This window comes from Noviherbaspirillum saxi (genome assembly GCF_003591035.1).
GTDB classification, from domain to species: Bacteria; Pseudomonadota; Gammaproteobacteria; order Burkholderiales; family Burkholderiaceae_D; genus Noviherbaspirillum; species Noviherbaspirillum saxi.
In genome coordinates this window covers 40116-66598 of record NZ_QYUO01000002.1, presented here as the reverse complement: position 1 = coordinate 66598, position 26483 = coordinate 40116, and the positions used below count along the sequence as shown (strand labels likewise).

General features: G+C 56.2%; 21 protein-coding genes. 16 read left to right on the top strand and 5 right to left on the bottom strand.

Going from position 1 to position 26483, the window contains the following annotated elements; translation table 11 throughout:
* Positions 1–140 precede the first annotated feature (140 nt).
* Positions 141–1250, bottom strand: coding sequence for an ABC transporter ATP-binding protein (locus D3871_RS16140; protein ID WP_119770150.1), 1110 nt, complete (start codon positions 1248–1250; stop codon positions 141–143).
* A gap of 74 nt (positions 1251–1324) precedes the next feature.
* On the opposite strand from D3871_RS16140, the gene D3871_RS16135 reads away from it, so the two are divergent.
* Positions 1325–2992 carry an ABC transporter permease gene (locus D3871_RS16135; protein ID WP_338016846.1) on the top strand — a complete coding sequence of 556 codons (1668 nt, stop codon included), beginning with the start codon at positions 1325–1327 and terminating at the stop codon, positions 2990–2992.
* Positions 2993–3088: 96 nt separating this feature from the next.
* Here the strand turns inward: D3871_RS16135 and ltrA are convergent, their stop codons facing one another.
* Entirely contained in the window at positions 3089–4480 is a 1392-nt protein-coding gene (ltrA, locus tag D3871_RS16130; protein WP_119770148.1) for a group II intron reverse transcriptase/maturase, read from the bottom strand.
* Between the two features lie 505 nt (positions 4481–4985).
* Entirely contained in the window at positions 4986–5558 is a 573-nt protein-coding gene (gene phaP, locus D3871_RS16125; protein WP_119770147.1) for a TIGR01841 family phasin, read from the bottom strand.
* A gap of 241 nt (positions 5559–5799) precedes the next feature.
* On the opposite strand from phaP, the gene D3871_RS16120 reads away from it, so the two are divergent.
* From D3871_RS16120 to D3871_RS16085, 9 genes are all read left to right on the top strand, one after another.
* A complete protein-coding gene (locus D3871_RS16120) occupies positions 5800–6717 on the top strand; it encodes a histone deacetylase family protein (protein WP_119770146.1) in 918 nt (305 codons plus the stop codon).
* A gap of 59 nt (positions 6718–6776) precedes the next feature.
* Positions 6777–7622, top strand: a complete 846-nt coding sequence (locus tag D3871_RS16115) for a DMT family transporter (protein WP_420799665.1) — start codon at positions 6777–6779, stop codon at positions 7620–7622.
* A gap of 3 nt (positions 7623–7625) precedes the next feature.
* Positions 7626–8066 (top strand): acyl-CoA thioesterase, encoded by a 441-nt coding sequence (locus tag D3871_RS16110; RefSeq protein WP_119770144.1) that lies wholly within the window; start codon positions 7626–7628, stop codon positions 8064–8066.
* Positions 8063–8758, top strand: a complete 696-nt coding sequence (locus tag D3871_RS16105) for a nitroreductase (RefSeq protein ID WP_119770143.1) — start codon at positions 8063–8065, stop codon at positions 8756–8758. The genes D3871_RS16110 and D3871_RS16105 overlap by 4 nt, the downstream gene beginning before the upstream one ends.
* A 191-nt stretch (positions 8759–8949) precedes the next feature.
* Positions 8950–10062 (top strand): D-alanyl-D-alanine endopeptidase, encoded by a 1113-nt coding sequence (gene pbpG / locus D3871_RS16100; protein WP_119770142.1) that lies wholly within the window; start codon positions 8950–8952, stop codon positions 10060–10062.
* Positions 10063–10328: 266 nt separating this feature from the next.
* Entirely contained in the window at positions 10329–11669 is a 1341-nt protein-coding gene (locus D3871_RS16095; protein WP_119770141.1) for an ATP-binding response regulator, read from the top strand.
* A gap of 360 nt (positions 11670–12029) precedes the next feature.
* Positions 12030–12719: a HAMP domain-containing protein gene (locus D3871_RS31875; protein ID WP_476638925.1), complete on the top strand. Its 690-nt coding sequence runs from the start codon at positions 12030–12032 to the stop codon at positions 12717–12719.
* 139 nt (positions 12720–12858) lie between these two features.
* A complete protein-coding gene (locus D3871_RS16090) occupies positions 12859–16917 on the top strand; it encodes a response regulator (protein ID WP_476638924.1) in 4059 nt (1352 codons plus the stop codon).
* A gap of 8 nt (positions 16918–16925) precedes the next feature.
* Entirely contained in the window at positions 16926–17762 is an 837-nt protein-coding gene (locus D3871_RS16085) for a CheR family methyltransferase (RefSeq protein WP_119770140.1), read from the top strand.
* A 16-nt stretch (positions 17763–17778) separates the two neighbouring features.
* On the opposite strand, the gene D3871_RS16080 is transcribed toward D3871_RS16085, so the two are convergent.
* Positions 17779–18570, bottom strand: a complete 792-nt coding sequence (locus D3871_RS16080; protein ID WP_119770139.1) for an IclR family transcriptional regulator — start codon at positions 18568–18570, stop codon at positions 17779–17781.
* 204 nt (positions 18571–18774) lie between these two features.
* Between D3871_RS16080 and D3871_RS16075 the strand changes: the two genes are divergently transcribed.
* The 5 genes from D3871_RS16075 to D3871_RS16055 all read left to right on the top strand — a co-directional run bounded on the left by D3871_RS16075 (position 18775) and on the right by D3871_RS16055 (position 22860).
* Complete coding sequence (locus tag D3871_RS16075) at positions 18775–19173, top strand: diacylglycerol kinase (protein ID WP_119770138.1); 399 nt, start codon at positions 18775–18777, stop codon at positions 19171–19173.
* A 183-nt stretch (positions 19174–19356) separates the two neighbouring features.
* Complete coding sequence (locus D3871_RS16070) at positions 19357–20130, top strand: ABC transporter ATP-binding protein (RefSeq protein ID WP_119770137.1); 774 nt, start codon at positions 19357–19359, stop codon at positions 20128–20130.
* Positions 20127–21122, top strand: a complete 996-nt coding sequence (locus D3871_RS16065; protein ID WP_119770136.1) for an ABC transporter substrate-binding protein — start codon at positions 20127–20129, stop codon at positions 21120–21122. Before D3871_RS16070 ends, D3871_RS16065 begins: the two co-directional genes overlap by 4 nt.
* Before the next feature lie 117 nt (positions 21123–21239).
* Positions 21240–22013, top strand: coding sequence for an ABC transporter permease (locus D3871_RS16060; protein ID WP_119770135.1), 774 nt, complete (start codon positions 21240–21242; stop codon positions 22011–22013).
* Between the two features lie 7 nt (positions 22014–22020).
* Positions 22021–22860 (top strand): type 2 periplasmic-binding domain-containing protein, encoded by an 840-nt coding sequence (locus D3871_RS16055; protein ID WP_233575677.1) that lies wholly within the window; start codon positions 22021–22023, stop codon positions 22858–22860.
* 95 nt (positions 22861–22955) lie between these two features.
* On the opposite strand, the gene D3871_RS16050 is transcribed toward D3871_RS16055, so the two are convergent.
* Complete coding sequence (locus D3871_RS16050; RefSeq protein WP_119770134.1) at positions 22956–23819, bottom strand: DUF4214 domain-containing protein; 864 nt, start codon at positions 23817–23819, stop codon at positions 22956–22958.
* Positions 23820–24676: 857 nt separating this feature from the next.
* Here D3871_RS16050 and D3871_RS16045 point away from each other — a divergent pair.
* Positions 24677–26479: a type I secretion system permease/ATPase gene (locus D3871_RS16045; protein WP_119770133.1), complete on the top strand. Its 1803-nt coding sequence runs from the start codon at positions 24677–24679 to the stop codon at positions 26477–26479.
* Positions 26480–26483 lie beyond the last annotated feature (4 nt).

Below are 26483 nucleotides of genomic sequence, written 5' to 3'. Positions count from 1 at the left end.
GTTGGAAACATGCGCAATCAAGGTGCGCTTTAGACCGTGCATGCACTAGTTACGCTCTTATTTGGCGATAAATAAGGCTGTATTGGTGCGAAAACTAAAACATGCACGCGAAGCGTGCATCGCCGGACTTAGGCGGTGCCTTAGTTGGTCAGCGTGGGGTCTGAGGGAAAGGTGACGACATGATCGGCACCGAGGCGTATGCCGATCCGTTCGCCGATCGCGTGATCGTGATGGGATGGAACCAGTGCCAACACGGATTGGCCGCTTGGCAGTTTTAATGTGTAGAGAAATTCCGCGCCGCGAAAAGCCTTGCGCACGACCTCGGCCTGCAGCGGACTTGCGTCGTCATGAATGACATCGTCCGCACGCAGCAGCACATCTACTTGGTCATGCTGCTTTTCATTGGTGGCGCAGACATCGATGCCCTGCCATAGCGGCAGGCTGCCCAATTCGATATGGACCTGCTGTCCGGGCAGGTCCACGGTTCCCGGCGTGAATACGCCTTGACCGATAAAGTCGGCAACAAAGCGGTTTTTCGGGCGATGGTAAAGGTTGTAGGCGCTATCCCACTGAACGATCGCGCCCTGATGCATGACGCCGATATGGTCGGCAATGGCAAATGCCTCATGCTGATCGTGAGTGACGAGCACGGCGGTGGTACCGAGCTCTTTCAGGATATCTCGTACTTCGAGTGCGAGGCGTTCCCGGAGGTCCACGTCAAGATTGGAGAACGGCTCGTCGAGCAGCAATAGCTCCGGCCGTGGAGCGAGTGCTCGCGCCAACGCGACCCGCTGCTGTTGTCCGCCTGACAACTCGTGCGGATATTGTCGTGCGTGCGCCGTAAGGCCGATCATCGAGAGCAGGCGGTCGATGCGCTGCTTGCGTTCGGTGACCGGCAGTTTGCGCAGGCCGAAGGCGATATTTTCCCAGACCGACAAATGCGGAAATAGCGCATAGTCCTGAAACACGACCCCGACGTGACGCGTTTCAGGCGCGGCGGTCGACCGCATATTGCTGAGTTCGCGTCCACCCAGTGAAATACTCCCGGCGAGCACGGATTCGAAACCCGCAATCGCTCGCAACACGGTCGTCTTGCCGCAGCCGGAAGGACCGAGCAGACAGCCAATTTCCCCTCGTGCCAGCGAAAAGGACAAGCCACGAACAACCTCATGGACCTGGCGACCTTGCGGATACCCGACGCGAATGGATTGCACATCAAAATGCTGCTGAAAGTCTGGCTGCGGGCTCATGTTATTGCAGGTTAGGAATTCTTATTGATTATAATTCTCATTTACTTAACCCGTACACAGGATTGCAGATCTTTATGCGACACCCGATGCAGTGGCCGAACGCCTGCGGTGCCAAGCACGTCTGCCGCGGCGGCGCTCAAGCTCTCTTGCTCGCTTCGCTCGCGGTAGCCGTTCTGGTCGGCATACCTATTGTCGGTGTGCTATCAAACCTGCTTACAGTGAGCGAAGCCGCCGGTGCGGATACCTTCGGGCATCTCTGGGCAACGGTAATGCCCGAATATCTTTTCAATAGCTTGGCCATTGCCGCGATCGTCGCGATTTTTGCCGGAATCGGCGGCGTTGCATGCGCCTGGCTGGTGGCGGTATTCAACTTTCCGGGGAAAAAGATATTTGAATGGGCATTGGTCTTGCCGCTTGCGATGCCGGCCTATGTCGTTGCCTATGCGTACACGGATTTCCTTCAGTTTTCGGGACCGGTACAAACTGCCCTGCGCTCTGCTTTCGGGTGGGAAGCTCGGGACTACTGGTTTCCGCAAATCCGTTCGATCGGCGGTGCCGGCATTCTGTTTGCGATGGTGCTATATCCCTATGTATATCTGCTGGCCCGTACCGCGTTTCTGGAACGCAGTCCGCGCATGTGGGATGCGGCACGCACGCTCGGTTCCGGACCATGGGAAGCTTTCATCAAGATCAGTCTTCCGTTGGCCCGGCCCGCCGCCGTGGCCGGTATCGCGCTGGCGCTGATGGAAACGCTGGCCGACTATGGCGCCGTTGCGTATTTTGGTGTGCCTACACTGACGACCGGAATTTATAAATCCTGGTATGCGTTTTCCGACCGTACCGCAGCCGCGCAAATCGCAGCGGTGTTGCTGATGGCCATCACGCTGCTCATGGTGATCGAGCAGTCGAGCCGCGGACGCGCCCGGTATTACGCAATAGGCAGCCGGACGCGCTTGCAGCCTCCATTGCAACTAGGCGGTGCGCAGGCATGGATATCGTCATTGTTTTGCGCGGTGCCGGTACTGCTTGGCTTTGTTATCCCGGTCGTCATTCTGCTTCGCCTTGCGTTGCAGGAAGAATCTTTCGTCTTTAGCGAGCGCTTTGCAGGATGGCTGGGCAATAGCATACTGCTTGCCGGATTGACCGCCTTGATCGCAATTGTCATCTGTCTCTTGCTGGCGTACGCGGCTCGCGTGACGCGCAGCGAATTGCAGGCTGCATGCAACCGCATCGTCAGCATGGGCTATGCCGTGCCAGGGGCCGTCATCGCGGTCGGGATTTTGATTCCGTTGTCCAGACTGGACGCATGGAGCGCCGAGCGTGGCTGGGGGCTGGTGTTGACCGGCAGCGTGGTAGCTCTTATCTATGCTTACCTGGTGCGCTTTCTTGCCGTGTCCTATCAGACGGTCCAGGCAGGGCTGATCAAGATTACGCCAAGCATGGATGCCAGCGCACGGGTGCTCGGGCATGGCCTGGGCTCCATGTTGTTGCGTGTGCATGTCCCGTTGCTTTGGCGTAGCGTGGCGACCGCAGGTTTGTTGGTGTTCGTGGATGTAGTCAAGGAATTGCCGGCAACGCTGACGGTACGGCCATTCAATTTCGATACGCTGGCCGTCATCACGCATCAGCTTGCGTCCGATGAGCGACTCGGGGAGGCTGCCTACCCGGCGCTGGCAATCGTGCTGATTGCCTTTGTTCCGGTTGCGATTCTTGCCCGTTCCATTGCAAAGGCAAGCCGCTGAACGCCATAGGCAAAAACAAGGGATCGAGTAGGGGGTGAGATCGCCCTCACCGCCCTCTCACACCACCGTACGTGCGGTTCCGCATACGGCGGTTCATTAATCAAACTGGAAGCGCTGCCGGGTGCCCGGCAGCGAAACCAAACCTAGTGTGTCAAAGAAGCGTTTTGGAAACGCATCGTTCATGTGGCTGGCGCCGGCGTTCCACCATGGGCCACGTCCATTGCTTGCCGATTTCCATGCCCGATGTGCGGTGAGGCCCCTTTGCTGCAGGCGCCGGTTACGTGTCGCCGGATGTTTCCATTGACGCCATAACAGGCACCGCAGCTTGCGACGTATCCACCCGTCCAGCTCTTGCAGCACACCTTTTACCTCGGTCAGCCGGAAGTACGACATCCAGCCACGCAACACTGGGTTGAGTGCGGTGATCGTGGCGACGAGGTTGCGCGAGGCATTTCCGACGACGATTTCCCGCACCTTGTCTTTCAGCCGCTTGATGCTGCTGTCGGCGATCTGCAGACGTACCTGCTTGTGTCTCGTAAAGCTGTAGCCAAGAAACTTCCTGTGCCAAGGCCGCGCCACGGCGCTTTTCTCCCGATTGACCCGAAGCTTCAGTTTGCACTCCAGGTAATCGGTGATTTCTGCCATTGCGCGCTGTCCTGCCTTTTCGCTTCCAACATAGATATTGCAGTCGTCGGCGTAGCGGCAGAACCGGTGTCCCCGGCGCTCCAGTTCACGGTCAAGATCGGTCAGCAGGATGTTCGACAGCAGTGGTGACAGGGGCCCACCTTGCGGTGTACCCTCCGTCCTCGCGCTGACGATCCCATCGGCCATCATGCCCGCTTCGAGGTAGCGCCGGATCAGTTTCAAAATCCGTTCGTCCTTGACCTTGCGTGCTACCCGCGCCATCAGGATGTCGTGGTTCACACGGTCGAAGAACTTCTCCAGATCGAGGTCGACCACCCAGCGGCGGCCTTCCCGGATATAGCCTTGGGCTTGCTGTACCGCTTGCCATGCATTGCGGCCCGGGCGAAACCCGTAGCTGTGTTCGGAGAATCCGGATTCACATTCTGGCTGTAGAACTTGCAGCAGCGCTTGCTGGATCAGTCGATCCAGCACCGTCGGGATGCCCAGTGTTCGTATTCCGCCGTTCGGCTTCGGTATTTCCACTTTGCGTACCGCGCGGGGCATGTATTCGCCTGCCAGCAGTGCTGCCCTGACCGCTGGCCAGTGTTGTTGCAGCCATGACTTGAAGTCGGCCACGGTCAGTCCATCGCCACCCGCAGCTCCCTTGTTCCGCATGACCCGCTCATACGCTTGCCAGAGGTTATTACGTTCGACCACGGCCTCCATCTGCCACGGCCCTTCCGCTTTCGTTTGCCCATCCGCCGCCGTGCTTGCCTCGGCACCCGGCACGATCCACCGCAATTTCCGATCGCTTCCTTCCGTGTCTGGCGCAGTTGCCTGCTTTGTTGCGTCGTCGGCTTGCATCGAGGTCGAATGTCCTACTCGCGTTGTTCATGTTCAGGCCTTCGGCAGGATTTCTGGACTCACCGTCCCCGTCCTCGCCTACTATGCCCTCTGCTGACTTCTGCATAAGCATCCCGTCATCTCGCGATGCCGGTAGCACAATGGCACGTATGCAGATCTCCCCGGGTATTGCGCACCCACCTTCACGCTTATGCCTGTCGGATCTACCCCGCAGCCTTCCGGACAAGTTTCGGGCTTCGACGGTAGATGACGTCTTACCCGGCTGCGTTGCCTCCTATCCGCTTCCTGTTCGTCAGGCCAGCGCTTTGCCTTCGGCTTCCTTCAGATTCACAGTCGCCCGCGACACCCTTGCCGTTCAGCTAGCTCTTCCCCTTGTCGGGTGAGCAGAGGACTTTCACCTCCAAGTGAGTGCGCCCTGCCGGGCGCACATAAAAAAATAGCCCCGCACTGCGGGGCTACCCAAAAACCATTTCAATACCGGCCCGGCGCGGCCGGCTGACAGAGATTATTTCTTTGCTGCGCGGGCAGTGGCTTTTGCGGCCGCTTCAGGCTGGGTGAACTGGCTAACTGCGGTGTTCAGGTTCGTTTCCAGTGTTTCTACTGCCTGCTTGGTGGACTTCGTCAGTTGTTCGTAACCGGCGTTGGCGTTGCCGATTGCGGACTTGATCATCGCAATGGCGTTTTCGGAACCGGCTGGCGCATTCTTGGTGACTTCTTCGAACAACTCGAGCAGTTTGCGGCTGGTTTCAGCGACTTGGGCTTCCGCAGCCTTGGTGTATTCGGCTTGCACGCCGGAAGTGATGCTTGCTACCTGACGACCAAAGGCCAGTGCTTTTTCGGCGTTCGGCTGGGCTTGTGCTGCCGCCAGCGACAGCCACTCTTGGGGATCCTTTACGCTCAGCAATTGCTTTGCTGCAGCATTTGATTCTTCGAACGACGTTTTGACGGAATTCAGGTTCAATTCGATCAGCTTTTCCACACCTTCGAAAGTCTTTGCGGTCAGGCTGCTGAACAGGGAAATTTGCGCTTCAACGTTGGCTTTGGATGCTGCGGAAAACTGCTCTGGGAATGCAAACATGACGGTCTCCTTAAAGAGAAAGTACGACTTGGAAGAGGGGTGATGCAGTAACGATCGGGTTTTGTGCGTCGCAACAATTCGCATTTTAATGAAAAAAACAGTCGCGTCAACAACTTTTGTTGCGAAGCACAAAAATGGAACAAAGTTTATAAAGTTGCTTTTTTCGCAGCATTCTTGCCTAAATATGTGATAGCCGACGCATGCTAAACTCGATGTCCCCTATCTAACAGTTGCGGCCCCTGTGAAAGCGTTTTACAGCGACCATTTCGTACTGCCCCTGCCTTCCGGACATCGATTCCCGATGCAGAAATATCGCCTTGTACGCGAGGGCGTGCTCGCGACAGTGCCTGGAGTGAAAATTCATGAAGCGGCACACACCACCGATGGCGTATTGGCGCTGGCACACCATCCTACTTATATAGAACGCGTCTCCGGCGGACATCTGTCTCCGGCTGAACAAAAGACGATCGGCTTTCCATGGTCTCCGCAAATGGTCGAGCGTTCACGGCGATCAGCAGGCGCGACGATAGCCGCGTGTCGCTCGGCTCTGGAATCAGGTATCGCCGCCAATCTCGCCGGCGGTACCCACCATGCCTATGCGGACCGGGGAGAGGGTTTTTGCGTATTTAACGATGCGGCAATCGCCGCGCGGCTGATGCAGGCCGAGCGGCGGGTTCGGCGCGTCGCGATTGTCGATCTGGATGTCCATCAAGGCAATGGGACGGCGTCCATTCTCGCGCGTGACGATTCGATATTCACCCTGTCATTGCATGGCGAGCATAACTATCCGTTCAAGAAAGAAGACAGCGATCTTGACGTCGACCTGCCTGATGGAACGGGCGATGAGGAATACCTGAGTGCGCTGCAAGCGGCCTTGTCGGCAATGTTCGAGCGCTTTTCGCCAGACCTGATCATTTACTTAGCTGGGGCGGATCCGCATGAAGGCGACCGGCTTGGTAGATTGCACTTGACGGTGGAGGGACTTGCTGCGCGCGACCGAACGGTACTGGATCATGCGCGTGAACGCCATATCCCAGTGGCGATTGCGATGGCGGGCGGGTATGGCAAGAACATCCAAGACACGGTTGCCATCCACATACAGACTATTGCAATCGCATCAGCTTATGCGTGGTCTGCCCACGCCGATTTCAATCCATGAGTGTCCCTGCATCCTCTCGCTCCCTCCTTCAGCCTGGCCAAAGTCCATGGCTATCCGCAATGCCCTTCGTGTTCGTCGTGATATGGAGCACCGGTTTTATCGTTGCAAAATTCGGCCTGCCCTACGCCGAGCCGCTGACGTTTCTATTGCTGCGTTTTGTCGGGGTGCTCATCGTACTGCTGCCGCTCGTGCTGATCATGCGTGCACCATGGCCGAAAGGGCGTATGGGACATATTGCCATTGCCGGCATTCTGGTACAGGCCGGCTATCTCGGCGGCGTGTGGTGCGCGATCAAGCTCGGCATGCCGGCCGGGCTATCGGCACTGATTGTCGGCATGCAGCCGATACTTACCGCGTTTGCCGCGCCATTGGTAGGTGAATCGGTGCGCGGTCGCCAGTGGGTCGGTCTGGGGTTCGGAATCTGCGGCGTCGGCCTGGTGGTGGCAAACAAGATTTCGTTGATCGGCTTATCATGGCAAACCATCATGCTGTGCGTGTTTGCGCTATTGTCGATCACGGTTGGCACCTTGTACCAGAAACGCTATTGCGCAAGCTTCGATCTTCGGACCGGAACGATCATCCAGTTCGCTGCGTCCATCGTGGTGGTGTTGCCGCTGGCGATCGCATTCGAAGGTTTGAGTCTGCCGCTTGAAACCGTAGCATGGACGCCGGAATTTATCGGCGCGCTGTTGTGGTCGATATTCGCCCTGTCCATAGGTGCGATTTTTCTGCTGTTTGCGCTGATCCGCAAAAGTGCGGCGACACAGGTGACAAGCTTGTTATATTTGACCCCGCCGACCACTGCGGTCATGGCATGGGTGATGTTTGGGGAGGCGTTCAGCATGGTCGGAATTGCCGGCATGGTGCTGGCCGTCGTCGGGGTGGCTCTGGTAGTAAGAAAGTGAACAATGCGAGTTGAAGCAAAAAAAAGAAGCGACTTCAAGCACTTCCATACGATTACAACGCGCTGGATGGACAACGACGCGTATGGGCATGTCAACAACGTTGTGTACTACAGCTGGTTTGATACGGTGGTCAATCAATTCCTGATTGCCAATCGGGTGCTCGATGTGGAGCGCGGTCCCGTGATCGGGCTGGTGATCGAAACGCAGTGCAATTACTTTGCATCGGTTGCGTTCCCGGAGCGTGTCACGGCGGGTTTGCGCGTCACCAAGCTCGGCAATTCCAGCGTTCGGTATGAAGTCGGTATTTTCCGCGAGGATGAAGACACGGCATCGGCTCAAGGCCATTTCGTGCACGTCTATGTAGATCGGAATATGCGCAAGCCGAGCCCAATACCGGAAGACATGCGCGCCTTGCTGGCAACATTGGAGGTAGTGCAATCATGACGAATAGTCTTGCCCAACAGGCGGTGGATGAAGCGATCCGTTCGAGGCGATCGATACGCGCCTTTCTTCCGACTCCGGTAGCGCGCGAGGACATCGAAGCAATACTGGAAGTCGCGGCAAGGGCGCCATCCGGGACGAATACCCAGCCGTGGAAGGTTTATGTGCTGACCGGGGCGCACAAGGATCGCCTGTCCGAAGAAATCTTAAACGTGCACAACGATGCGGCGCTGCTCAAGCAGCATCAGGAAGAGTACAGCTACTATCCGCGCGAATGGGTGGCGCCATACATAGATCGACGCCGCAAGGTTGGTTGGGATCTCTACGCATTGCTTGGCCTGACACGGGAAAACAAGACGGGCATGCATGAGCAGCACGGACGCAACTACCAGTTCTTTGGTGCGCCGGTCGGCCTGATTTTTACAATCGATCGCGTCATGCAGCAAGGGTCGTGGCTGGATTACGGCATGTTCCTTCAAAATGTGATGATTGCCGCGCGCGGCCGCAGCATCGACACCTGCCCGCAAGCAGCGTTTACCCAGTTTCATAAGGTGATTGCGGAAGTGCTGGAGTTGCCGCCCAATGAAATGATCGTTTGCGGCATGTCAATGGGTTATGCGGATCCACTGAAAGTAGAGAATTCACTTGTCACCGAGCGTGCACCATTGACGGATTTTGTGCGTTTCAGGGAATAAATAACCTGGCCGATAAATTTCTAGTATGGAACTAAATGTAGTGCGGAAAGGATCGCGTTGCGCTTTCTCAATATTCATTGAGAAAACTGTTTAATTGCCTGCGCTAAGCTCCTAATTTGCTTGCTCATTTTCACTATTTTGCTAAACTGCAAGATATAATGTCGACTTGCAAGAATAGGGGAGTGGTGCAGATGTTTAAGTCCGCGCTAGGTATAGTCATTTCGTTATTCGTCCTCGGTATGGCTGCGCCTGCAGCGCATGCGCAAGGCTCGACAGGCGCCAAGTCCGCCAAAAAACAATCCGTAAAAAAAGCCGCCGTCGCGAAAAGTCAGAATCGCAAAACGAACGTGCGTCGTGCCGCGCGACCCGTCGCCGTCAAGGCCTCGCTGCGGCAAGCGGGAGCCAGATCGAGTACGGAAAATCAACGCAAATCCGGTTTTCAGCGGGTTGCCTTTACAACTCCGACACCAGTCGCGCCGCCGGTGATGACAGCGGGCGATATCGCCGGTCTGCATATGACTCGGGATGCGGTTGGGCTCGCGTCCAACGCTGCGCTCGTGGTCGATCAGACGACTTCCCAGATTCTCTTTGAAAAGAATGCCACTGTTGCGCTGCCCATCGCTTCGCTGACGAAATTGATGACAGCGCTCGTCGTTGTCGAGGCTCGTCAGAACATGGATGAAGTGCTCGAGGTAACCTCGGACGATGTCGATCGGGAAAAAAATAGTACCTCCCGTCTGCGCGTCGGCGCGCATATGACTCGCGGCGACATGCTTCATATCGCATTGATGAGTTCGGAAAACCGCGCGGCATCGGCGCTCGGACGTAACTATCCGGGTGGATTGGCGGCATTCGTCGCGGCGATGAATGCAAAAGCGAAGGCGTTGGGCATGACCAACACCCACTATGCGGATCCGACCGGGCTTTCCAGTCAGAATATCGCCAGCGCGCGCGATCTGGCGAAGCTGGCCATTGCTGCGCATCACTATCCAGTTATCAGGGAATATTCGACGGATCCACGGTATGCCGTAGATACCGGGGCCGGACGTCAGCTCAACTACATGAACTCGAACCGGCTCGTGATGAATCCGGACTGGGAAATCGGTTTGCAAAAGACAGGCTATATTTCCGAAGCCGGAAGGTGCCTAGTCATGCAGACGCGCATAGATGGCCGTCCGGTTGTGATGGTGTTTCTCGATTCCAAGGGTAAGGATTCAAGACTTGCCGATGCCGGCCGTATTCGCAAATGGCTGGGGCATGCAAGGCCGCAAACTGTTGCCCAAACTGCTGCCAATCAAAGCTGATAAAGACAGCCGATGTGAGTTCGCGCAAACCCAAGCCATCACTGCGTCAGGATGGCAGCGGTTTTATGTTACATTGGCCCGTAGTGAAGGGCGGAAACGTTTCTAAAAAATAAGATTTGAGAAATCCGGTTATCGGCGCCATTTTGCTCTAAAGTTTAATTAATCATTACGGATGGCGGGTTGAGCGCCTTTGCGTGGGGCAGGTATGCTTTTATGCAAGTAAGGCTCTTTGCTGTTGCCGTTCAATTGCAAAAGCTTCCATACCCGTGTTTATCCCTAAGGTCCTACTTGTCAATGATGATCCTGCAAGCCTTCTTGCGCTCGCCAGCCTGCTCACCGAGCGTGACGGCTACGAAGTCATTACTGCACGTTCCGGCGAGGAAGCGCTGCGCAAGGTATTGACCAACGATTTTGCAGTGATTCTGCTCGATGTCAGCATGCCAAGCATGGATGGTTTCGAGACCGCCGAAGCGATTCATTCCCATCCGCGTTCATCCGCGGTTCCAATCATCTTCGTGACAGCGCATTACGCCGACGAAATGAATCGTCTCAAGGGTTATCAACGTGGCGCGGTCGATTATTTGTTTACGCCCATCATTCCGCAGATTCTGCAGACCAAGGTTGCGGTATTTGTCGAATTGGCAAAAAAGAACCTGCAACTGCAGCATCAGAAGCAAGAGTTCGAACAGCTGAATCTGGATCTCAAGGAACAGCGCAAGCAGGATCTGGAACACATCAATGAGCGTCGACTTGCGGAAGAGGCACTGCGTCAATCGCAGGAAGAACTCCGCCAGCTGGCCAGCTACCAGGAGCGCATCAAGGAAGACGAGCGCAAGCGCATCGCACGCGAGATCCATGATGAACTCGGACAGAATCTTCTCGCCTTGCGCATCGATATCGCCATGCTGCATGCACGTACCGGTGCAACCCATCCGAAGCTCAACAAAAAGGTACATTCGGTGCTCGATCATATCGACAGCACCATGAAGGCAATGCGCGCCATCATCAATAACCTGCGGCCAACTGTCCTTGACCTAGGTCTGAACGCGGCGATTGAATGGCAGGTGAAGGAATTCCAGCGACGTACGAGCATTGCCTGCGCACTGATGATGCCGGAAGCCGAACTGGTGATGGACGATGGGCGCGCCACGGCGCTGTTCCGCATCTTGCAGGAGTCTCTGAATAACGTCTTCCGCCATGCGCGCGCGACCAAAGCGACAATTACGCTGACACATACCGGTTCCCGCTTGTATATGAGTGTTGCCGACAATGGCGTGGGCATTTTCCCCGGCTGCCGCCGAAAAGCGAACTCCTTTGGACTCGTCGGCATCAAGGAGCGAGTAAGCACACTGGGTGGCGATTTCGAGATTGATACCGGAGAAGAAGCCGGTACGACGCTTACCGTATCGATCCCACTTGACGATACGGCAGGCAATGCTGCAAATCAATTCACTCTTGCCGAGGGAATGTCGACCGAATTCAACCGGCGTGCATCAGACGGTGCCGAAGGGGCCAAACCGGCGCGTAAGCGTGGACAAACCGCAAAACGCAAGCGTGAAGCGGAAGCCGTCAAACTCGATGCCAGCAAATTCAATGAGATGACCTGAAAGGGTCGCCGTTGCAACCGGTTCCGCATCCGAGCAACGCGTATTTGATATTTCTCAATAGTACTTCGACTATTAATCCTCCCTACGATGCAGGTAATTGCCTGCAATCATCAATTGCCCGAGAATAGGGAATTCCTTTCTTATCGGAAAGGTCTCATGTGCGCAATGACGTGACGGACGCCAGGTCTACCAAGAAGCGCAGGGCAGCCAATGCTAGGCATCTGCTGGGTATGATTTGTCTTGTACCTCTCTGATGACAGACCCGCGTTGACGCGTCATCAAACCACCTGAGCACCAGGCGGCCCAAACCGGCCGAGCGCATGACAAAACGAACGTTGAACGAAGCATCGGAGACATTGAATGGATACCAGAACGAAATTGACCGACGAGTTGGATGCCAAACTTCTGTTGGGCGTCATGACCGCGTTGAAAAAAGGCGATTTCTCGATCCGAATGCCGTCCGATCTTACTGGTCTCGCAGGGAAGATCGCGGACATCCTCAACGAGATCATGGAAACCAACGAGCAGCTTACACGTGAAATCACGGAAGTGAGTCGTGTAGTCGGACGCGAGGGGCGACTTACCCAGCGTGCCTCGGTTCCAAGCGTAGCTGGCGGCTGGGCGACCATCGTCAAATCCGTCAATACCCTGATCGACGACCTGGTGCATCCAACTACCGAAATGGCGCGCGTGATCGGTGCGGTGGCGAAGGGCGATCTGTCGCAAACGATGGCGCTCGACGTGGATGGACGCCCCCTCAAGGGACAGTTTCTGCGTGCCGCATCGACGGCAAACACGATGGTCGACCAGTTGTCCTCGTTTGCATCGGAAGTGACGCGGGTGGCGCGTGAAGTGGGTACCGAGGGCAAACTGGGCGGCCAGGCCAACGTGCCGGGCGTTGCCGGTACCTGGAAAGACTTGACCGACTCGGTGAACTCGATGGCGGGTAACCTGACCTCGCAGGTGCGTAACATCGCGGATGTGACGACCGCGGTGGCGAACGGCGACTTGTCGAAAAAGATTACCGTGGACGTGCGCGGCGAAATTTGAACTGAAAACACCATCAACGTGATGGTGGACCAGTTGCATTCGTTTGCATCGAAGTGACGCGGGTGGCACGTGAAGTGGGTACCGAAGGGCAAGCTGGGCGGCCAGGCGCAGGTGAAGGCGTGGGCGGCACCTGGAAGGATTGACCGACAACGTGAACTTCATGGCGTCGAATCTGACCGGTCAGGTGCGTAACATCGCGGAAGTGACGACCGCGGTGGCCCGGGGATTTGTCGAAAAGATCACGGTGGACGTGAAGGGTGAAATTCTCGAACTGAAAAACACCATCAACGTGATGGTGGATCAATTGTCTTCGTTTGCATCGGAAGTGACGCGGGTGGCGCGTGAAGTGGGTACCGAAGGCAAGCTGGGCGGCCAAGCCAACGTGCCGGGCGTTGCCGGTACCTGGAAAGACTTGACCGACTCGGTGAACTCGATGGCGGGTAACCTGACCTCGCAGGTGCGTAACATCGCGGATGTGACGACCGCGGTGGCGAACGGCGACTTGTCGAAAAAGATTACGGTGGACGTGCGCGGCGAAATCCTGCAGCTCAAGGACACGATCAACACGATGGTGGACCAGTTGCGTTCCTTCGCGTCCGAAGTGACGCGGGTGGCGCGTGAGGTGGGTACCGAAGGCCGTCTCGGCGGTCAGGCGAACGTTCCCGGCGCATCGGGTACCTGGAAGGACTTGACCGACAACGTGAACTTCATGGCGTCGAATCTGACCGGTCAGGTGCGTAACATTGCGGAAGTGACGACCGCGGTGGCGCGCGGCGACTTGTCCAAGAAGATCACGGTGGACGTGAAGGGCGAAATTCTCGAACTGAAAAACACCATCAACGTGATGGTGGACCAGTTGTCCTCGTTCGCATCGGAAGTAACGCGGGTGGCGCGTGAAGTGGGTACCGAAGGCAAGCTGGGCGGGCAGGCACAGGTCGAAGGCGCGGCCGGTACCTGGAAGGACTTGACGGACAACGTGAACTTCATGGCGGCGAACCTGACCGCGCAGGTGCGTGGTATCGCGGGCGTGGTGACTGCGGTAGCGAACGGCGACCTGAAGAAAAAACTCACGGTGGCGGCACGCGGCGAAATCGCGGCGCTGGCCAATACGATCAATGAAATGACCGATACGCTGGCAGTGTTCGCCGACCAGGCAACCACGGTGGCGCGTGAGGTCGGCGTGGAAGGAAAACTCGGTGGCCAGGCATCGGTGCCGGGTGCGGCGGGTACCTGGAAAGACTTGACCGAAAACGTCAACCAGCTCGCAGCGAACCTGACAACCCAGGTGCGTGCGATTGCGGAAGTGGCGACTGCGGTGACACGCGGCGACTTGTCCCGTTCGATTCAGGTGGAAGCGCGCGGCGAGGTGGCGGACCTCAAGGACAACATCAACGAGATGATCCGCAACCTGAAGGAAACCACGCAAAAGAATGCGCAGCAGGACTGGCTGAAAACCAACCTGGCGCGATTCACCCGATTGCTGCAGGGCCAGCGCGACCTGACCGCGGTGACGACGCTGATCCTGTCGGAACTGGCACCGCTGGTTTCTGCCCATCATGGCGTGTTCTACATGATGGACTCGCAGGAGCAGGATGCCCGTCTGCGCATGATTGCCAGCTATGGTTATCGTTCCAGCCGCAAGCTGCCAACCTCTTTCCTGCCGGGCGAAGGTCTGGTCGGTCAGTGCGCGCTGGAAAAGCAGCGCATCTGGCTGACCAATGTGCCGCGCGACTATATCCAGGTCTCGTCCGGTCTGGGGGCGGCGCCGCCGACCAATATCGTGGTATTGCCTATCCTGTTCGAACAACAGGTGAAAGCGGTCATCGAAATCGCATCGCTGGACCGCTTTACCGAAACCCACCTCTGGTTCCTCGACCAGCTGATGGAATCGATCGGCGTGGTGTTGAACACCATCGAGGCGAACAGCCGTACCGAGAGCTTGCTGACGCAATCCCAGTCGCTGGCGCAGGAACTCCAGCAAACCAATCTGGAGCTGGCGGAAAAGGCACGCCTGCTATCCGAACAGAACATCGAAGTGGAGCGCAAGAACCGCGAGGTGGAACAGGCGAAGCTGGCGCTGGAAGAAAAGGCAACCCAGCTTGCACTGTCATCCAAGTACAAATCCGAGTTCCTTGCGAACATGTCGCATGAATTGCGCACCCCGCTCAACAGCTTGCTGATCCTGGCGCAGCAGCTGTCCGACAACCCGGACGGCAACCTGAGCCTGCGCCAGGTGGAATTCGCAAAAACGATCTACGGCTCGGGCAGCGACCTGCTGACGCTGATTAACGACATTCTCGATCTGTCGAAGATCGAATCCGGTACGGTCACGCTGGAACTCAGCGAGTATCGCTTCCGTACGCTTTCCGGTTATGTGGAACGGACCTTCCGCCATATGGCCGAAGCCAAGCAGCTGAACTTCTCGGTTGAACTGTCGGACGAGCTTCCGGTGGCGATGATGACCGACACCACACGCCTGCAGCAGATCCTGAAGAATCTGCTGTCGAATGCGTTCAAGTTCACCAGCCATGGCGAAGTTTCGCTGCATATCGGTCGTGCCTTAGTGGGCTGGACGCCGGATCACCCAAACCTTAATCAGGCCGATGCGGTGTTGGCCTTCTCGGTCACCGATACCGGCGTCGGCATTGCATCCGACAAGCTGCAGCTGATTTTCGAAGCCTTCCAGCAGGCCGACGGTAGTACCGCGCGCAAATACGGCGGTACCGGTCTGGGCCTGTCGATCAGCCGCGAACTGGCCCGCCTGCTCGGCGGCGAAATCAGGGTGGAAAGTGTGGTCGGCGCAGGCAGTACCTTTACCCTGTTCCTGCCGTACAATCGATCCGGCTTCATCAGTCAGGACACGCTGCAGTCGCCGACACCGCTCGCTATCATGCAGTCCGGCCCGATTTACAAGACATATGAAGTCAGCGATGTCGAGGAACTGCACCATTCGCAGATCAGTGTCCAACCGGCAGTAATTTCATATGAAGGCACATCGGACGATCGGGCATTGGTGGCGCCGGGCGATCCGTCGATTTTGATCGTTGAAGACGATGCCCGCTTTGCCGGCATCCTCCTTGACTATGCACGCGAAAAGAATTTCAAGGGTATCGTCACGCATCATGGCGATTCGACGCTGACGCTGGCGCGCGACTATCTGCCTGCGGCGATCCTGCTGGACATCGACCTGCCGGACATCGACGGCTTTACCGTGCTCGACCGGCTCAAGCGCGACCCGAGTACACGTCATATCCCGGTGCATGTGATGACCAATCTGAAGGAACGCGAACGCGTACTCCGACAGGGAGCGATCTCCTATCTGCACAAGCCCGTCAGCCGCGAACGCCTGCAAGAAGAATTTGCGCGTATCCAGCAATTTCTGATCCGCGGCAAGCGCAGCTTGCTGGTGGTCGAGGACGACAACATGCAGCGCGATGCAATCGTGAGCCTGATCGGTACCGGCGACGTGCACATCGTCGCAGTCGGCAGCGGCAAGGAAGCGATGGAAGCCTTGCATGCCAATCAATTCGACTGCATGGTGCTGGACCTGACGCTGCCCGATATTACCGGCTTCGATCTGCTCGACAAGATCGGCGACGATGCCAGCCTGCGCAATCTGCCAGTGGTCATCTATACCGCCAAGGAACTCAGCCGCAAGGAAGTCACACACCTCAAGCGCATCGCCAAGACTATCGTGGTCAAGGATGCGCGCTCGCCGGAACGCCTGCTCGACGAAACAGCGCTGTTCCTGCATCGTTCGCCGACCAGCCTGCCGGAGATGCAGCGCCGCATGCTGGCCGACATCCAGGAATCCGATGGCGGCCTGATCGGTCGCAAGGTGTTGATCGTCGATGATGACTTGCGCAACATTTTCGCCCTGAGCTCGGTGCTGGAACGCCACCAGATGAAGGTATTGTTCGCCGAGAATGGCCGCGACGGTATCGAAGTGCTGGAAAAGGACCCGACCATCGAGATCGTGTTAATGGACATCATGATGCCGGAGATGGATGGCTATGACACGATGCGCGCAATTCGCGCCATTCCGAAGTTCAAGTCGCTGCCCATCATTACGTTGACCGCCAAGGCGATGAAAGGCGACCGCGACAAGTGTCTGGCGGCTGGCGCATCGGATTACATCACCAAGCCGGTGGATGTCGCGCAACTGCTGTCGCTGATGCGCGTGTGGCTGCATCAATAGGACCGACCATGACGGCCGACCATTCCGAACAGCTTGTCGAAGACCTGGAAATCGACCTCCTGCTGGAGGGCGTGTACCGGTACTTCGGCCATGACTTTCGCGGTTACCAGCGCGAATCGGTCAAACGGCGCTTGCATGGTCTGATGCAGGAAACCGGTGCGGCAACCGTATCGGCGTTGCAGGAACGCGTATTGCACGATCCGGATGCCGGAGCCGGTCTGCTGCGGGCGTTGAGCCCGCGGCCGACTGCATTGTTCGACGATCCGGCTTACTACCGGTCGCTGCGCGATGTCATGGTGCCTTGGCTGCGTTCCTGCCCGTCGCCGAAAATCTGGGTCGCTGAATGCGTGTCGGCGGAAGAGGTGTGCGCGCTCGACATCCTGCTGGTTGAAGAAGGCTTGCATGGCCGCACGCAGATTTTCGCAACTGCGGAGAATCCAGCGTTGCTCGATGAAGCAAGCAGCGGACGCTTTGCCGTGGAACGTCTTCCGGAGTATGCGGAGAATTATCGCGAAAGCGGCGGCCGGGCTTCGCTCAGCGACTATTGCGGAAGGCAGCAGGGACGGTCGATTTTCAGCGAGGAATTACGCAGCAATATCACATGGGCGCAATACAGCCTTGCAACCGATGCATCGTTCAACGAATTCCAGTTGATTGTCTGCCGTCATGCGCTGCCGGATTTCGGTGCTTATCTGCAGCGGCGCACGTTGCAATTGTTTTATGAAAGCATGCCGGTATTCGGCATCCTGAGCGTGGACAGAAGCGACGGCCTGATGGCAGCGCCATTCGTATCGCGGTACAAGCCGCTTTCAATGGAAAGCGGCTTGTACCGGCGGGTCGGCTGAAGTTCTGAATGCCGCTTCAGGCAACTGCGCCTTGCTGCACGTGGCCCAGCACAGCCGATATCTCGCCGGCGGTGCCGATCAAGTCTTCCACCCACTCTTCCTGCAGGCGGTCTGCCGGCGCCGATATCGACAAGCCGGCAATCAGCTTGCCGCTATCATCGAAAATCCCGGCTGCCATGCAGCGCACCCCAAGTTCCAACTCCTCATTGTCACGTGCATAGCCGCGTGCGCGGACCAGGCTGAGTTCGCGTTCCAGCTTGACCAGATCGGTGATGGAATTCTTATTGTGACCGGCCAGACCGGTACGGGTCGCATAGGCGCGCACCTGCTTGGGGTCGTCGGCGGACAGGAACAGCTTGCCGGTCGACGTCAGATGCAGAGGGGCACGACCGCCGATCGCACGCACCACCTGCATGCCGGAGCGCTCCGAGAAAGAGCGGTCGATGTAGACGATTTCGTCGCCTTGCCGTACCGACAGGTTAATGGTTTGATGGGTCTTGCGATGCAAGGCACGCATGAATTCCAGGGCGGCTTCGCGTACATCCAAACGGCTTTTGACGATATTGCCCAATTCAAGCAGGCGCATGCCGAGGCGATAAGAGCCGGCCTCGGCGCGATCCACAAAGCGTTTGACCACAAGGTCGTTCAGAATGCGGTGTGCGGTCGACGGATGCAGGCCTGTGACTGTTGACAATTCTTTCAGGCTGACGGGGTCGGGATACTGCGCGAGTGCGTCCAAAAGCGAGATCATGCGTTCGATGACTTGAATCGAAATCTGACTGTTATCGTTGCCTTGTTCAGTTTTCATAATGTGGTTGGTGCGTTGCAATAAGGGTGTTATACCACAATGTGAAAAAATGAAAAAGTCGATTTATTACGATTCCAGCGATTTGGACAGCAAGTAATCTTAGCCAAAAGTTATTGGCGACAATGTCCTTTTATCGACGTCCGGATAAAAGCGGTGTACGCTTCACGCGCCCTGCGAACAGGGTATCTCGGCAAAGAGGCAGATATGCATAAAGGCGAAGCACAAACCAGTGAATTTAAAAGCAAGAGCGGTTTCAAACGGGTGCTTGCTGCGGTTCGCTATTCGCTGGCGGGATTGAAAACCGCCTGGAGGACCGAACATGCATTTCGGCAGGAACTGATGGTAATGATACCGGCAGCCATGCTTGCCTTGTTTCTGCCGGTAACCCTCATGCAAAAGCTGGCATTGATCGTTGTGCTGCTGCTGGTCTTGATCGTAGAACTGATCAATTCGGCAATAGAGGCAGTTGTGGATAGGATATCGCTGGAGTGCCATCCCTTATCCAAAAATGCGAAGGATTTTGGTAGTGCGGCAGTATGTCTGGCCTTGCTACTTGCTGGTTTGACGTGGGGCGCGATCCTGTTACCAGTCTTGCTTTCCTGATAATTATATATTCCGGTTCACTGCCAATTGCTTAGCTTATTCCCCTCCTGAATAAGCTAAGCAACTTAAAGTTGTTGTGATAGATGACCGATATCACTACATTCACATATAGAAAAAAGTAATCAGCGCGGCGATATTTTTAAACCGCGCCTACCGGATCCCCGTCCAGGAGCAATAGGTTCAATGAAGTTAACGTTCAATCAGATAGGAAAAGATTTCTCAGGCTTGAAAGTCATCGAGAATTTCAGCCGTGAGTTCGAAGAAGGACAACTGGTGGCATTGGTTGGTCCTTCCGGCTGCGGAAAATCGACTTTGCTGCATATCGCTGCCGGACTTGAAAGTCCGACCAGCGGCACTGTGCTCGCCAACGATCGCATCATCGAAGGACCGCATCCCGAGCGCACCCTGATGTTCCAGGAAAATGCACTCTATCCTTGGTTGACACTTGCGCAAAACGTTGGGCTCGCTCTGGAATTTCAAAAGGTCAACAAAAAGCAGGCGCGTGTTCAGGCATTTGAATGGCTGGAAAAGGTCAACCTGAAAGGTTTTGAAGATTATTATCCGCATCAGGTTTCCGGCGGCATGCGGCAACGTGCAGCGCTTGCGCGCGCATTCGTGTCCAATCCAAAAGTCCTGTTGCTGGATGAGCCGTTCGGGGCTCTCGATGCGCTCACGCGCATGACTCTGCAGGATGCACTGCGCGAACTGATACGCGAAGTGCATCCGACCGTATTACTGGTGACGCACGATGTCGATGAGGCATTATTCCTGGCGGATCGTATACTGGTATTCAGCCCTCGTCCGGCAAAGGTGCTCAAGGAATTCAATTTGACCCGGCATGAAAAGACACATGACTTGTCGGAGTTCGCGTCAATGCGCAGGCAAATCCTCGGATTGCTGGGCATACACGCAGAGCAGGACGACGTCGCAAAATTATTAGAAGGAGCAGAAGTATGAAATTGGCAAAACTTGCAGTTCCCGCATTGATTTCCCTGGCCTTGGCGAGTCAGGCATTTGCAGCTGAAAAATTCAAGGTCGGCTATCTCCGTGTGATGGATGATGCACAGGCCATCCTGGCGCATGAAGCCGGCTATTACAAAAAGCAGGGACTGGATGTCGAGCTGGTCGAATTCAAGTCGGGCACCGACCTGATCAAGGCAATTGTCGGTGGCCAGCTTGATTCCGGCGTGCTCGGATTTACCAATGCAGTGGCATGGGCATCCAAGGGAGCCGATCTGAAAGTGGTCGGTGGCGCGCAGCACGGCTATCACGCAATCATTGCGCGCGACGATTCCGGCATCAAGAAAGTGGCCGATCTCAAAGGCAAGACCCTTGCCTCGCAGGCAGAAGGAAGCACTGCCGATACCGTACTCAAAGGCGTCGTGCTGAAGGAAGCCGGGCTCAAGCCGGATGATGTCAACGTGATGGGCGTCAGTCCGCAGGTTGCCGTCCAATCGCTGGTCGGCAAGCGCGTCGATGCGGCTTTCCTGTTCGAACCGCAGGCGAGCATTGCACAATTGATCGCACCGGTGAAACAGATTTATGAAATCGGTGAAGTATGGCCGTTCCCGTGCATGGTTGTCATCACTTCGGGTGAAACCTTGAAGAAGCGTAAAGATGCGGTCTGGAAATCTCTGGATGCGCAGCGCGAGGCCATCGACCTGCTGCAAAAGAAACCCGCCGATGCGTCCAAGCTGATTGCCGGTTACTTCATTTCCGAGCCGACGCTCAAGACCCTGAACAAGGGCGAGCTGCCGCGCGAAACAGTCATCACCGACGCGATCAAGAGCCAGACTTTCAGCCCTATCCTTAGCCAGAAGGAACAGGCAAGAATGCAGGAGATTGCAAACATCCTGCAGGATCAGGGTTCGCTGAAGACGCGCGACGGTAAACCGTTTGACGTGAATTCCATTCTGGACTTGAGCTGGCAGAAAGAGCGCAAGCTTTAAGATCGAGCAACGGACGCCGCCCGCATCGGCTTGCAAGTTGTGGTGGACCTGCCAAGGTCAAGGCTTTTTCACATTACCCGGTGGCCGGCGCAAGCCGGCCATCTGATTTAAGAAACCATGAGCAATCGTATTCGCATTTCCGGCAATCAAAAGAAACTCGCTTTCGTTCTCGCCGTCGTATTTATTCTTTTGGGCTGGCAAACCGCAGCATGGATATTGCCCGATTTTCTGATGCCCGATGTGGCGACCGTGATCATGCGTCTGGTGCAGGAAGTGCAGTCGGCCAGTTTTCTGCAAGGCTTGCGCGACAGCTTGCTGCGCCTGGGTGCCGGTTACGGTGTCGCGCTGGTATTCGGTATCGGTTTCGGTTTGATCGGTGCGGTGCAGTTCTTTTTTCGCGCGGTACTGAAATCCGCAATCATCATCCTGCAATCGATACCGTCGATCTGCTGGGTGCCGCTGCTGTTGATCGTGATGGGCTTTGGCAGCACGCCCATCATTGTCGTCGTTGCGATCGCCGCATTCTTCCCGGCAGCGTTGTCGGTCATGAACGCAACCGAGAGCGTGCAGCATGTCCATGTATCGGCAGCGCGCGTGATGGGTGCTTCGCGCTGGGACATGCTCAAGCGCGTTTATCTGCCGGCGGTAATGCCTGAGCTGATCACGGGTGCTCAGCTGGCATTCGGTAACGCATGGCGCGCACTGATATCGGCGGAAATGCTGATCGGTTTCGGAAAAGGGCTGGGTCGCTCGCTGTCGTATGCGGGCGAAACAGCCGACATGGTCGGTGTGATGACCAACATCCTTGCCATTGCGATTCTTGCTCCGCTCATCGACCAGCTTCTGCTGGAAAATCTCAGGCATCGGGTATTACGCTATCAATACGTTTGATGATCGTATGAAGAGCTTCTTCGGCCCACATCGCTCGCAATGCATGATCGCTGCACTAAGCTGCCTGGCGACGATGGCGGTTGCCGCAGCGACGCCGGCGACCGCCACCGAAACCGGATTGGAGCGTGCCAGGGCGCGCGGCGAGCTAGTCGCGGGCATCAAGTATCCGGTGCCGGAATATAAGGGCGGCATGAAGTTCAGGACCGCTGAAGCGATCGATACCGAATTGTTGCAAGACCTTGCGCAGCGCCTGCAACTGCGCGTATCGATGGTGAAGGCGGAACCGGCGAAAGCGGAAACCGCACTAGCTTCCGGCAAGGCCGATGTCGTTCTTGCCACGGTTCCGGAAGGCGTGGTGTTGCCTGCATCGATAACTGCCATTCCTGCAGGATACATCGCGCGGCCAATGGCTATTATGCGCTCGGACACGGATATCAAGTCGTGGCAGCAATTGAAGGGCCGCAAGGTCTGTACTTCGGAGGGCGGCCTGTACGTCGGCATGCTGGCAGCGAAATATGGCGCGGTTGAGCAGCTTGTCCGAGCGCCTGCCGATTCCCTGCTGGCCTTGCGGATAGGCGGTTGCGATGCGGCGGTACATGACAGCGCCATGCTGGAAGAGTTGACCCGATTGCCCGAATGGAAAAAATTTTCTGCGCGCTTGACTCCGGGACCTGCAAGCACCTTGGCTTTTCTGGTTCCTGTTGCAGACAAGGCTACGACGGCGATGCTTAAGCGGGTTTCGAATGAATGGTCATCGAGCCAGTTCCCCGAGCAACTGACGAAGAAACGCGTTCGGCATATTGCATTCGAAGTGTATCTGGACCAGGATGTGCCGGATTGTCACTGACATGCCCTAATGAAAATAAAGGCTTGCCTTCACTGAAGGCAAGCCTTTATTCGACAGCGCGTCCTATAGCATGAGAACGCGTCGGTTCCGTGTAATCAGCTCAGAACGGTAAACACGGCATTGGGATTTACCGATACTGTATTGACACCGGTGAGCTGCACCGTGGCTGCCGAGTTGGTTAGCGTGTTCCAGTAGGTGAGGTTATCGGACGCGGCATTGAAGAACCATTCGCCGCGTGCGTCCACCGCGGCAGCGCTCCCGACCGATGCCAATTGATAATCGCCGTTTGTGTCGGCCGCAGCTGCGACGCTGACCATATCACCCGCCGTGAGGCCGTTGATCACTCGGTAGTTATTGGCATCAACATTGCCGAAGATGAACAGATCGGTCGATGCTGTGCCAGTGCCGGTGGTTTGTCCGGGTGTGGGACCGAATGGCACAGCCACTGCTTTTTCAAGCGCGGCAATACCGGCCTGATAGCTAGCTTGGGATTCATCGATACTCGTGATCAGCTCGATCAGCTTATGTTCATCGACCGTGGTGCCGCGGATCAGCTGCAATTCAGCCACATATTTTGCCGCCTCGACACGATTCAAGATGAATGCCTTGCCCGGTGTCCCATCCGGTGAGTTCAGGCCCGCATCGATCATCGCGGTCACGACTTGACCGCGCTGCTGCCCGGCACCGATTTGAGAGTTCCAGTATGCGAGACCGCCAGCATCCGGAACCTTGCCGAACACATTGGTATAGACCGCAGTCAGGAATTGGGCGTTCGTCATCGAGTCGGGATAAATCGCCTTCACCACAGGCAGGCTAAATACCGTATTGACGACTTGCGAGAAAGGAGTACCGCTCGATAGCTGGGCATCCCAGTACATGAGACCTTCGCGCTCTGGAGCGCGCATGAAGGCGCCGACATAAAGTTTGGTGAGAGCCGTTTGCGTTGCGGTAAGTGCCATAAATATTCCCCTTATTGAATTGAAAACGCGTTTGTTAACTCGGTGACATCCGAGCGCTCGGCAGAACTTCTAGAGAGCAGCTCTGCGCGATTGCGGTAAGGGAAGTGTATTGAGTGGCAACGATGGATTTTTGATGGAATGCAAATAAGGATAGGGCCGGCGCGATCATTGAAATAATTTTTAGACGGGACGCAAAAGAGTGAACTTATGGCACTTAGTTTTGTCGCTTTATTACTATGTTGTGCACTATGGCAAGCCTACGTTTCACTTAGGTGGGAAGTGTCCTTGTCATCTCCATGAGCGCATAGACTTGCTCATGCGAACTGATGAAATTTTAGGCAGCGTACGCATCGTGGTATCCATATGCAGTTTACCTATGCTGGATGTTGTCGTTAATGCCGATGGACAAACCAGATCGACCTTAGTCAACTTTATCGATGGACTTAAACAAAAAGTAGTTATACGGTCCACTCGAAATTTTTTTGCCCTTGGAACATATGTGGAAGGGCAGAGACTAATTCTCCGCCACTGACATTTTTTCGATGAATTATGTGTAAGAGCAATTCATCAGGACGGCGGTCGGACACCAAAACGCAAGGCCAAGTGGCAAGGTACGCGCATTCTGCACAAGCTTTGTTTTCCGTACTGAAAAAATCTGGTGGTCAACATTGTGCTGTGGTAAGCTTCCTGAGATGTGATATCCGTCACATTTTTCGAGGCAAAATGAAAACTTGCAGTCGTGTTTTCATAGAGCCGCTAGAGCGCTTTGCTCCGGAGATCGTGGTCGGATTGCTATTTGCCCATGCCTTGCATGGATCGGCCGCTTTTTCTGCCTATTTCAGCCCAGCTCCTCCTAGATGAAATCGAAATTTCAAATTCCGCAAAATGAAATTGGCCAAGCCTTGGCCGGTTTCAAAAGCGCGTTCCGCACAGTGGGTATTTTCAGCGCGATCATCAACCTGATCATGCTGGTGCCGTCCATTTACATGCTGCAGGTATACGATCGCGTACTGCCGAGCCGGAACGAGATCACGCTGTTGATGCTTACGCTTATCATGCTTGGCGCCTATCTGTTGATGAGCGCGCTTGAGTATGTGCGCAGCTTCGTACTCGTTCGCGTCGGCGCACGCCTCGACATGCAGTTGAACAAGCGGGTTTATACTGCGGCCTTCGAGCAAAACCTCAAGCGCGGTGGCGGCAATGCCGGCCAAGCCCTTTCCGATCTGACCAATCTGCGCCAATTTCTGACCGGAAATGCACTGTTTGCATTTTTCGATGCGCCCTGGTTCCCGATTTATCTGATCGTCATCTTCTTGTTCGAACCCTCGCTGGGCATATTCGCGCTGGTAGGAACGGCGATCTTGGTGGCGCTTGCATTCATCAATGAAAAAGTTTCCAAGAAGCCCTTAAACGAAGCGAATACGCTGGCCATCGCTTCCAATACGCTGGCGACCAACAACCTGCGCAATGCGGAAGTAATCGAATCGATGGGCATGCTGCCCAACCTGATGCAGCGCTGGTTCAAATTACATGGCCGTTTCCTGCAACTGCAGGCAGAGGCCAGTGAAAAAGCCGGCATCGTTACCGCCGTCACCAAGTTCTTCCAGACATCGTTACAGTCACTGGTGCTTGGCTATGGCGCCTTGCTTGCCGTAGAAGGCAAAATCACCCCCGGCATGATGATCGCCGCTTCCATCCTGATGGGTAAGGCGCTTGGTCCCGTCCAGCAGGTGATCGGGGTATGGAAATCCTGGAGCAGCACGCGCAGCGCCTATGAGCGCCTGTCCAAACTGCTGGCCGACAATCCTGCGCGCCAGGCCGGCATGTCCCTGCCCAAGCCGCAAGGCGCATTGAGCGTCGAAGGCGTGATGGCCGCGCCGCCCGGCGCACAGGTAGCCGTCATCAAAGGTTTGACCTTCGGTATCCAGCCGGGCGACGCGCTTGGCGTGATCGGACCCAGCGGTTCCGGCAAGTCGACGCTGGCGCGTCTGCTGGTAGGCGTATGGCCGGCGGCTGCGGGCAAGGTGCGTCTGGATGGGGCAGACATCTACCAATGGAACAAGGATGAACTAGGCCCGCATATTGGCTACCTGCCGCAGGATATCGAGCTGTTCGGCGGTACGGTCAGCGAGAATATCGCCCGCTTCGGTGAAGTGGATTCGGAAAAGGTGATCGAAGCGGCCAAGCGCGCCGGCGTGCATGACATGATCCTGCACTTCCCGAAAGGATACGACACACCGCTGGGTGAAGGCGGCGCCGGATTGTCCGGCGGGCAGAAGCAGCGTATCGGCCTGGCACGTGCCATGTATGGCGATCCGTCGCTGATCGTGCTCGACGAGCCGAATTCCAATCTGGACGACGTCGGTGAACAGGCATTGGTGGCTGCGATTCTCGACCTGCGTCGCCGTGGCAAGAGCATCGTCCTGATTACGCATCGCACCAGCGTCATTGGCGTCACCAACAAGCTGTTGCTGGTACGTGAAGGCGTCGCGCAAATGTTCGGTCCGACCAATGATGTGCTGGCTGCGCTGAATCAGCAAGCACAGCAGGCGCAGCTCGCCCAGCAGCAAGCCTTGCAGGCACAACAACAGGCTCAGCAAGCTCAACAACAGGCGCAGGCCGGAAAACCAGCCGCAGCTGTCGTGACGGAACAGGAATAAGCAC